Annotated in this window: 8 protein-coding genes; 4 read left to right on the top strand and 4 right to left on the bottom strand. The window is 72.3% G+C overall.

Going from position 1 to position 7619, the window contains the following annotated elements:
* Positions 1-50: 50 nt before the first annotated feature.
* The 4 genes from ACFU6K_RS24170 to ACFU6K_RS24155 form a co-directional block, all read right to left on the bottom strand.
* The gene (locus tag ACFU6K_RS24170; RefSeq protein ID WP_380666268.1) at positions 51-767 is read right to left on the bottom strand and encodes an ABC transporter permease; all 717 of its coding nucleotides are present in this window, start codon (positions 765-767) and stop codon (positions 51-53) included.
* Positions 768-843: 76 nt separating this feature from the next.
* The gene (locus ACFU6K_RS24165; protein ID WP_380666266.1) at positions 844-1761 is read right to left on the bottom strand and encodes an ABC transporter ATP-binding protein; all 918 of its coding nucleotides are present in this window, start codon (positions 1759-1761) and stop codon (positions 844-846) included.
* A gap of 26 nt (positions 1762-1787) precedes the next feature.
* The gene (locus tag ACFU6K_RS24160) at positions 1788-2687 is read right to left on the bottom strand and encodes an ABC transporter permease (RefSeq protein ID WP_380666264.1); all 900 of its coding nucleotides are present in this window, start codon (positions 2685-2687) and stop codon (positions 1788-1790) included.
* A complete protein-coding gene (locus ACFU6K_RS24155) occupies positions 2671-3648 on the bottom strand; it encodes an ABC transporter ATP-binding protein (RefSeq protein WP_380666262.1) in 978 nt (325 codons plus the stop codon). Before ACFU6K_RS24155 ends, ACFU6K_RS24160 begins: the two co-directional genes overlap by 17 nt.
* A gap of 214 nt (positions 3649-3862) precedes the next feature.
* On the opposite strand from ACFU6K_RS24155, the gene ACFU6K_RS24150 reads away from it, so the two are divergent.
* The 4 genes from ACFU6K_RS24150 to ACFU6K_RS24135 all read left to right on the top strand — a co-directional run.
* A complete protein-coding gene (locus tag ACFU6K_RS24150; RefSeq protein ID WP_380666260.1) occupies positions 3863-4297 on the top strand; it encodes a hypothetical protein in 435 nt (144 codons plus the stop codon).
* Positions 4298-4310: 13 nt separating this feature from the next.
* On the top strand, positions 4311-6593 hold the full coding sequence (locus ACFU6K_RS24145) for a hypothetical protein (RefSeq protein WP_380666258.1): 2283 nt from the start codon (positions 4311-4313) through the stop codon (positions 6591-6593).
* A complete protein-coding gene (locus tag ACFU6K_RS24140; RefSeq protein ID WP_380666256.1) occupies positions 6590-7231 on the top strand; it encodes a hypothetical protein in 642 nt (213 codons plus the stop codon). Before ACFU6K_RS24145 ends, ACFU6K_RS24140 begins: the two co-directional genes overlap by 4 nt.
* A partial coding sequence (locus tag ACFU6K_RS24135) for a hypothetical protein (RefSeq protein WP_380666254.1) occupies positions 7228-7619 on the top strand: 392 nt, incomplete at its 3' end. The genes ACFU6K_RS24140 and ACFU6K_RS24135, both read left to right, overlap by 4 nt.

The following is a 7619-nucleotide window of genomic DNA, read 5'->3' as shown; positions in this document are numbered from 1 at the left end:
CCGGACACCCTCACAGGTGTCCGGGGCTCACCGCTTGTGCGGTACGGGGCTCACTCCTCGCCGGCGAGGGTCATCCCGGCCAGCTTCACCGAGGCGAGCACCGTCGCCGCGACGGTGACCACCAGCAGCAGCGGCACGGCCGCCCCGAGCGAGACGTCCGAGCTGATCGCGTTCTGTCCCGCGACCGCCTCGGCCACCGAGCGGCCCCACTGCTGGATGCTCAGCGTCCGGGCGCCCTCGACGAAGTTGCCGACCGTCGACTCCCAGATCAGGGCGTACGCCAGACCGGCCACCACCGCGTGCCGGGTGACCACGCCGAGCAGCAGGAACAGCGCGCTGTACGCGGCGCCGGCGACCAGCACCGCCACGGTGTAGCCGAGCGCCACGCCGTCCTGGGTGCCGACCAGCAGCAGCCCGGCCAGCAGGGTCGGGACGACCGAGAACAGCCAGGTGACGCCGATTGCGACGACCAGCTTGGTGGTCACGATCCGCCACCGGGGCAGCGGCTTGGCGAGCAGGTAGACGATCGAGCCGTCGTCGATCTCGTTGGCGATCACCCCGGTGCCGACCACCAGTCCGAGGATCGGGATCAGGGTGCCGAGGCCGAGGGCGCCGAGGATGTTGTTGGCCATGTCGTGCGGGTCGGCGCTGGACACGCTCGCGATGGCCGCGACGACCAGCAGCAGGGCGGGGGCCACCAGCAGCAGCAGGCCGCGGCGGCGCCCCAGCAGCCCGCGCAGGGTCAGCCTGGCGACGGTGGGGTTCATGGTCGGTCGGCCCCTTCCTGGGCAACAACGGTCCTGGCGGCAGCAGTCCTGCCGACAGCGGTCCTGCCGACGGCGCTCACGCGGAGACCAGGTAGGAGAAGACGCTCTCCAGCGATTCGTCCGCCGGGGAGACGGTGTACAGCCGGATGCCGGCCTCCCGGGCGACCCTGGGCAGCAGGGTGGTGAAGCCCTGGAAGTTCACCGCTTCGATCCGCAGCGCCCGCTCCCGCTCGTCCACCTCGATGCCGCTGGTCGAGCCGTCGGCGATCAGCGCGGCGGCGAGCCGGCGGTCGTCGCTGGAACGGACCAGGTAGCGGTGCGGGCGGTCGGTCATCAGCCGGCGGATCCTGCGGAAGTCGCCCGAGGCGGCGTGCCGTCCGGCGACCACCACCTCGATGTGCCGGGCCAGCTGCTCGACCTCCTCCAGGATGTGGGAGGAGAACAGCACCGTCCGGCCGTCGGCGCCGAAGCGGCGCAGCAGGTCCATCAGCTGGAGCCGCTGGCGCGGGTCCATGCCGTTGAAGGGCTCGTCGAGCAGCAGGACGGACGGGTCGTGGACCAGCGCGGAGGCCATCTTGACCCGCTGCTTCATGCCCTTGGAGTAGGTGCCGGTGCGGCGGTCCTTGGCGTAGTCCATCTCCACCAGGTCCAGCGCCCGGCGGGCGGCGGCGCCCGGCTGGGGCAGGCCGTGCAGTTCGGCGTTGGCGAGGACGAACTCCCAGCCGGTCAGGTAGTCGTACATCGACTCCCGCTCGGGCACCAGGCCGATCTGCTGGTACACCTGCTGGTTGCGCCAGATCGGCGCGCCGTCCAGGGTGACGGAGCCGCTGGAGGGGGCCAGGAAGCCGCTCATCATGTGGATGAGGGTGGACTTGCCCGCCCCGTTGGGACCGAGCAGGCCGGTGATGCCGGGGCCGATGGTCATCGTGATGTCGTTGACCGCGACCACGTTCCCGAACCAGCGGGAGACCTTGTCGATGCTGATGGTGGCCATGCGCCCTCTCAGATACTGCAGTTGGATTAGACGCTGCGATAGCGGCGCAGCAGCAGCCGGTACGAGCCGACCACCATGGCCACCGCGACGAGCGCGAACACCGCCAGACCGAGGCCGCCCGGGGCGTGCCGGCGGTCGAAGCCCTCGCCGAGCCCGAACAGCTCGTTGACCAGGGACTCCACCAGGTCGGTGGGCGAGATCAGCGACATCCACTGCGGGGCGTCGGAGCCGGTCGTGCTGCGGTTGCTGATCCCGACCGCGGCGGCTCCCAGCGCGGCGCTGACCGCCAGGTAGCCCATGATCGCGGCCACTCCGAAGCCGCGGCGCGGGGTGGCGGCCGCGATCACCACGGCCACCGAGGTCGGCACCAGGGCGTACAGCACGGCCGCGACCAGGCCGTACAGGAAGTGCGCGGTGTTGTGCCCGAAGTCCATCCCGGCGAGCAGCGCGCCGATGTACAGCACCAGCAACGGGGCCGCCATCAGCAGCAGTTGGGCGCAGACCATGGCGCCGAACTTGGCCCGGACGTAGTCGGTGCGGGTGATCGGGCGGGAGAAGTACAGCGGGACGGTCTGGTAGCGCAGGTCCCGGGAGAGCAGGACCGGCGCCTGGGAGGCGAGGAAGACCGAGATCACCAGGCTGAAGATGGAGAGGTAGCCCGCGTACTCGACCGGCAGCTCGTCGCGCTTCATCACGACCGAGACCGCCACGAAGATCAGCGCGGGCACGGTGATCACGCCCAGCACCAGCATCGGCAGCACCTTGGACTTGCCGGAGCGGCCGAGGCCGTACGCGGCGCGCAGGCTCTGGGTGAAGAGCGCGCGGGTGGCGTAGGTGCGGCCGAGCCGGGGGCCGGTGTAGCCGCGGTAGCCGATGTCGTGGATGACGCCGGTGTCGGCGGACCTGGTCTCAGGAGGCAGCGGCATCGTTCGTCCCTCCCTTGCTCTGCTCGGTGTCCTGGGCGTCGGTGAAGAGCTCGGCGACCCGGTGCCGGCGCTGCTCCAGCCGGACCAGGCCGAGGCCGAGTCCGGCGACGGCGTCGCGGATGGTGTCGTACGTCGACTCGTCGGCCAGCCGGACCAGCAGCAGGTGCGAGCCCTCGGGCTGGACGGACAGGCCGGCCGCGGCGAGCCGCTCGCGGACCGCCGGGCCCGGCTCCCGGCCGTGGTCCTCCGGGAAGTCGCCGACCTCGACCGCGAGCACGGCCGTCGCCTCGGTGAAGGAGGCGGTGGAGGAGGAGCGCAGCAGCTTGCCGCCGTCGATCACGACCAGGTGGTCGCAGGTCCGCTCCAGCTCGCCGAGCAGGTGGGTGGTGACCAGCACCGAGATGCCGAAGTCGGTGTGCACCCGGCGGATCAGCGCCAGCATCTCGTCCCGGCCGGCCGGGTCGAGGCCGTTGGTCGGCTCGTCCAGCAGCACCAGCTTCGGGTCGTGCACCAGCGCCTGGGCGAGCTTGACCCGCTGTTTCATGCCGGTCGAGTAGCCGCCCATCGGGCGGTACCGCTCCTCGTACAGGCCGACGTGCCGCAGGGTGTCCGCGGTGCGCTCACGGGCGGCGGTGGCGGGCAGGCCCGCCATCCGGGCCATGTGCACCACGAACTCCGTCGCGGAGACGTCCGGTGGCAGGCAGTCGTGCTCGGGCATGTAGCCGACCTGCGCGCGGATCTCGGAGCCCCGGGTGGCGACGTCCAGGCCGAGGACCTCGCCGCGGCCGGAGGTCGCCGGGGCGAGCCCGAGCAGGATCTTGATGAGAGTGGACTTGCCCGCGCCGTTGGCCCCGACCAGACCGACCACACCCGGCCGCACCTCGACGGTGAGCTGGTCGAGCGCGGTGACACGGGGATACCTCTTGGTGAGGCCGTCCGTCTTGATGACAGCTGTGGACACGGGACCCAACGTAACGGCCTTGTGCGGTACGGGTCATGAGCTGGAATGACGAGGCCGTCTGCTGCTGCGGTATGACGTCGGAGCCCCTCACCCCTAGGGGTTAGAAAAAGCGGAATCCACCTGTACCCTTTGTCGAATCTCTTTACACACTTGCCTGACTCTTTGCCAACGGGGGTGCCGGAGCAGCGCCCCGGCACGGAGGGGGACGATCGACATGTCTGATCGGGCGACCGCGTTCGACCGGATGATGAACCCTTGGGCCTACGACGCGGACGGGAACCTGACCGACCGGGCCCGGGCCCAGGAGGCGGCCCGCACGCAGCTCAACTCGGCCTCGGCGTCCGGCGGCGGGGGCGGGGGCGGCTTCAGCGCCGACACCAACGCGCTCACCACCGCGGGGAACAACTCCGACCAGATCCACGCCCGCCTCAACACCGAGGGCCGGGGCGCCGACGAGGCCACCGCCAAGGTCTCCACCTCGCTCGCCAACTGGAGCACCGGCAAGGCCGCGGCGGGCGCCGCCGGCACCTGGGACCAGTGCGTCGCCGCCCTCGGCGGCACCATCGGGCAGACCACCCAGGCGCTGCGCGCCACCGCCGCCAACTACCGGCAGAACGAGTCGGCCGTCCAGCACGACCTCGGCAACTGAGAGGACCACCGAGATGGTCGACTTCCACGAGCTCAGCACCGCCGACTTCGGCGTCCTGGACACCGCCGCCACCGCCTGGACCACCGTCGCCCAGAAGCTCCACGCGATGGACGGCGACTGGGACACCACGGTGATCGCCCAGGTCGACTCCGCCTGCTGGAGCGGCCCCGCCGCCGACCAGGCCCGCCCCGGCCTCCAACGCACCAACGAGCAGCTGACCGCCGCCGTCACCGAGGCCAACGCCTTCGCCTCGATCTTCACCGAGGCGTCCACCGAGTTCAAGGCGGCGAAGACCAAGCTGGACAAGGCGGTCGCGGACGCCCGGACCGCCGGGCTGACCGTCACCGAGAACGGCACCGTGAGCTGGCCCCCGGCCGACAACGCCACCCGGCACGACTACGAGGCCCTCCGGGACTACCAGAAGGAGTGGGGCGACAAGGCGGAGGCCGCCCGCAAGGCGATCGACTCCGCCGTCTCCGAGGCCACCGCCGCCGACGAGCGGATCGCCTGGGCGCTGCGCGCCGACAGCATGACGGACGGCCAGAAGTCCTTCAACGGCAAGGCCATCGGCGGCGGCCCGGAGGCCGACGGCCGGCGCGCCGCCCAGCTCGCGGCCCGGGGCGGGGACATCACCGAGCCCGAACTCACCGAGCTGAACTCGCTGTTGGCCTCGCACGGCAACGACCCGAAGTTCGCCACCACGTTCTACCAGGACCTCGGCCCGGACGGCCTGATCAAGTCCTGGAACGGCATGGTCGGCGACCCGGCGCACCCCCGCGACGACAAGGACCCGCGCTGGAAGGCCTACCAGGACCTCCAGAAGAACCTCGGGCTCGGCCTGGCCACCGCCACCCGCGGCACCAACGAGCCGCACCTGTCCGACGAGTGGGCCGCCGCGCTGCGCAAGGCCGGCTCCCAGCCGGTCTGGGACAAGCCGTACCGGGCCTCCGGCCTGGACTACGTGCCGTACGGCTACCAGGTGCTCTCCGGCATCCTGATGAACGGGAACTACGACGCCCACTTCATCAACCCGATCGCCGAGCACGTCACCCAGCTCGACACCCAGGACCGGTACTGGCCGGCCCCGATGCCCGGCTCCAAGATCCAGGGCTTCAACCTGACCGGCGGCGACGAGGCGGGCGCCGGCTTCCGCCCCACCACGGCGATCCTGGAGGCGCTCGCGCACAGCCCGGACGCGGCCAACAGGTTCTTCACCGAGCAGCCGACCGCGTACAACCAGGACGGCACGGTCAACCAGGGCGGCAAGCCGAAGCCCTCGGACTACTTCTCCTACTACTCCCACGACAAGGACTGGATCCCGGACACCACCTCCCGGGACTCCAAGGTGTGGGACGCGAGCAAGCAGGCCGGTCCGGCCGCCTTCGGCCGCGCCCTGGAGGCCGCCACCACCGGCCACCCGTACGACGAGCCGGGCCCCGTCCCGCCGGCCCGGCACACCACCGAGCAGGCCGACCTGATGAAGCGGGTCGTGGACACCTTCGGCCGGCACGGCGACGACGGGGCGCTGGACGACATCAAGGGCGACGGCAAGCTCGCCGCCCTGCGGGGCAGCCTCGGGCACATGACCGCCGAGTACATCGGCGACGTGCAGAACTCGCTCTCCCACGGCACCGACCTGCCGGTCAACGGCTCCCCCGCCTCCCTCGACGCCTCCTCCGTGGCCGGGCTGCTCGACGCCCTCGGCCGCGACCCGGACGCCTACGGCGCGGTGACCAACGCCAACCAGGCGTACACCACCGCCCTCATCCGCGGCCACCTGGACAGCGGGCAGACCGACTTCGCCCGGCTGGAGTCGGACATCAAGCACAACGCCGAGTCCGGCGGCGTCGTCAGCGGCTACCTCAACCAGGCCCGCATCGACGAGGTGCACAACGAACACGCCGCCTCCGACAAGGAGTTCAACGACGCGCTGGAGAAGAACGTCGGCTACGGCAAGGACGCCTTCAACGCCGTCATCGGCAGCGTGACCGAGAAGATCCCGCTCGGCGGCGAGATCGCGGACCAGATCGTCGACTCGATCGCCGACAGCGTCATCGAGGCCAACAAGAAGGACACCACCGAGGACGGGCGCCAGGAGAGCCGCAACCACACCGCCGAGGCCGAGGGCCGGGTGGCGAGGGGGGCCGACCAGGCGGTCCGGGACGCCGGCAGCGGCACCGGGATCGCCCGCCAGGACATCGACCGGCTCGCCAACAGCGCCCGCGACAGCGCGCTCCAGGGCATGTCGCGCGGGACGGCGAACAACTCGTCCACCAACGCGAAGGGCGACGCGTGAGCGGGGGCGGGTCCGGGAGCGAGTCCGGATCCGGGAGCCGGTCCGGGCCTGCGGCCCGCTGGGCCCGGCTGCTGGCCGACCGGTGGGCCGGGCGCCTCCACGACCCGCTGCTGCTGCCCGCCGTGCTGGTCGTCGCGGTGGCCGCCGCCGGGTTCGTCGGCTACCGGGACTGGCAGGGCCACCGCCCGTCCGATCCCCCCGGCCGGTCCGCCCACCTCTGCCGCCTGCCCACCGGCGCCGACACCCCGCTCGGACGGCTGCTGCCGCCCGGCGAGCAGGACTCCGAGGAGCGGACCAGCTCCGGCGTCCGCGACACCGACCAGCAGAGCTGCGCCGTCCGGATCGACGGCCGCGGCGTGCTCACCGTCACCGCCGTCCGGCGCGAGGGGGAACTCGCCCTGGCCGCCGTGGACGCCCAGCGCCCGGACGCCCACCCGCTCGACCTGCCCGGCCTGGCCGCGGCCTGGCCGGGCGGCGCCGCCGCGGCCCAGTACTGCGTGACCCGGCCCAGCGGCTACGTCGAGGTGCAGGTCACCGCCGGGGAGGCGGCCCGCGCCGACGGGGCGGACGGCCAACGAGCGCTCGAAGAGGTCACCCGCGCCGCGCTGGCGGCGAAGACGAAGGAGCTCTGCCGGTGAAGCACCCCCGGGCCCTGATCGCGGGCGGGTCCGCGCTGCTGCTCGGCGGCGGCCTGCTCGGCTGGCACCTGTACCTCGACCACACCGCCTACCGGCCGCCCGCCGTCGCCCTGTCGCACGGCGAGTGCCACGGCCTGCTCGACGACCCGGCCGTCACCGGGCTGCTCGGCGGCGCCCCCCGGGTCTTCGTGGAGACGGCCTACCGGGCGGCGACCCCCGACGCCCCGGCCTCCGTACGGTGCTCGGTCAACGGCGGGGACGGACGGCTGCTGACCGCCGAGGCGTCGTTCGGCGGCGTGCTCTCCGGCGGCGACAGCCTCGGCGCGGTCGGCTTCGAGTGCGCCCTGGACGGCAGGCGCACCGGCTACCGCGCCGTCGTCAAGCTCAC

Source organism: Kitasatospora sp. NPDC057512 (assembly GCF_042802135.1).
GTDB lineage: Bacteria > Actinomycetota > Actinomycetes > Streptomycetales > Streptomycetaceae > Kitasatospora.
Note: the sequence above shows the minus strand (reverse complement) of the source record. Positions and strands in the feature narration are given on the sequence as shown.